Source organism: Sphaerochaeta sp. S2, from assembly GCF_016406725.1.
Lineage (GTDB): Bacteria > Spirochaetota > Spirochaetia > Sphaerochaetales > Sphaerochaetaceae > Sphaerochaeta.
In genome coordinates, this window is the sequence record NZ_JAEKNT010000421.1 from 1 (window position 1) to 2226 (window position 2226).

A 2226-nucleotide genomic window follows, 5' to 3' on the forward strand; every position below is an offset into this window, starting at 1 on the left:
CAGTTGCTTGGGTCAATTTGTATGGAAACGCTTAAGGTAACAGCAGGTGTAGATACATATCCTCGCTTAGGCGATTTTGTATTTGCAGCTCCTCATGATTTTGTTTCACTGATTCCAGAATTAATGGATTTGGATTCTAACGAATCAATCATGCTTGACCTAGGAACTGTTGATGTTGCAGTGGAGAGTTCAGTTAAAATTAAGCCAGAGAAACTCTTCGGAAGACATCTGGCTATTCTTGGTTCAACAGGGGGAGGAAAAAGCTGGACAACAGCAAAAATATTAGAAGAGTGTATGGAATATAATTCAAAAATAATATTGATTGATGCTACTGGTGAGTATCGAGGGATTGTGGGAGATGAGATAGAACATTGGCATCTATCATCACCGGTAAAGACCGCCCTTGATTCGAAGGAATGTAAGCTTCCCCCTACATGCTTTCAGGAAAGTGATTTTATCGCCTTGTTTGAGCCCTCAGGAAAGGTCCAAGGTCCAATCTTAAGAGAGGCGATACGAAGTTTGCGTCTTTCTAATCTTTTCCCTGATACATTCCCCGATGGATATATTGAAAAGATAAATCAAAGCAAAGATACATACAATGAGGTTCTTGCTCGAGAAGATGTCCAATTAAAAATTGATAATCCTATGACCCCTTTCGATGTAGCAAAACTAACCTTACAGATAGAACAAGAATGTGTTTATCCAAATGGCTACAAGAATGACATCTCGAAATGGGGCGATATGAATGGAAACTTAACATATTGTTTGCCACTTCTCACGAGAATCAATGGAGTACTCGCTTCGCCAGCCTTTTCGTGCGTATTCACTCCTGAAGATAGACCTTCCTTAGTTGATATCATTTCCAAATTTTTTGCATCTCCAAAAAAACTTCTAAGGATTGATTTGAGTGGAATACCCTTTGAATATAAAGCGCGCGAGATTATTTCGAATGTGATAGGGAGGCATTTGTTAAATCAATCGCGAAGCAATACCTTTCAGGATAAACCGTTGCTTCTGTTTCTAGATGAAGCTCACAACTTCTTGGGCAAGAATATTGGTAGTGAGGATACCGTAGCAAAACTGGATTCTTTCGAACTCATTGCTAAAGAAGGGAGAAAGTTTGGATTAAATATTATCCTTGCTACTCAGAGGCCAAGAGACATTACTGAAGGGGTCCTTAGTCAGATAGGCACTTTGATTGTGCATCGCCTTACTAATGATCGAGATAGAGAAGTCGTAGAGAGGGCTTGTGGAGAGATAGATAAAGCAGCTTCATCTTTCTTGCCAAACCTAAAGCCAGGTGAAGCTGTAATAATTGGTAATGACTTCCCCATACCTCTGACAATGCAAATTCACGCGCCGAGGATCAAGCCAAAATCCTCTGGGCCAGATTTCCAGAATATTTGGAGGATTCCTGCTTATAGTCATAATGACTCCCTTGAATAGGGGATGCAAGTATCAAGAATATAATGTATGATATTAGTATAATTATTGTACGTAAGGTGATATTTCTGCGTCTATTGGCATGATATTGATTGAGAATTACCGTTCTTTATGCGACAATTGGTAATGAGGAATGAACAAGGGAGGGCGTCGATTGACTACAAATAATGCAATCATCAATAAGCTCTTTACCCAAAATGTATTCAAAGACTTACTAAACCAAAAAACTCCTCCCACGCTTACTCAAGTTGCTCATTGGTACATACCCTTTCCAGAAGCTTTGAGTAACGGTGAAATACTATCTCAAATGTATCAATTCATGTCTCAATCCTACAGAAATGAATATTTCTATCAGAATACACTGCTTATGAAATTGCTTTTGGGGAAGCGTAGTGTACGCACTACGACAGCTTTGACACAGATACCCATAGGAAATTCAATTGCAGACTTTGTCCTGATTAACGGCAAAGCTGTTGTGTATGAGATTAAAACAGAATTGGACACATTCAATCGACTGAGAGGACAGCTAGAAGACTATTACAAAGCTTTTGACCATGTGTGCGTGGTGACATCGGAATCTTCCTTCTCTAAGCTTGATTCTGAACTATCTGATACTCCTGTAGGTATATACGTTTTGAACAAGCAGAATCGGTTGAGTAATAAAATCAAGAAAGACCCAATAAGAGATGCATCAAACATTAATCATCATTCTCTATTTTCTTTGTTACGAAAGAAGGAGTACGAGAACATACTTCTTGCGTACTACAGAGAACTCCCTTCAGC

General features: G+C 39.1%; 2 protein-coding genes. Both read left to right on the plus strand.

Annotated features, from left to right (window positions below; genetic code table 11):
* A partial coding sequence (locus tag JF818_RS12230) for an ATP-binding protein (RefSeq protein ID WP_233067633.1) occupies positions 1–1446 on the plus strand: 1446 nt, incomplete at its 5' end.
* Between the two features lie 151 nt (positions 1447–1597).
* Positions 1598–2226 (plus strand): sce7726 family protein (locus JF818_RS12235; RefSeq protein ID WP_198892280.1); only part of this gene is annotated, 629 nt, incomplete at its 3' end.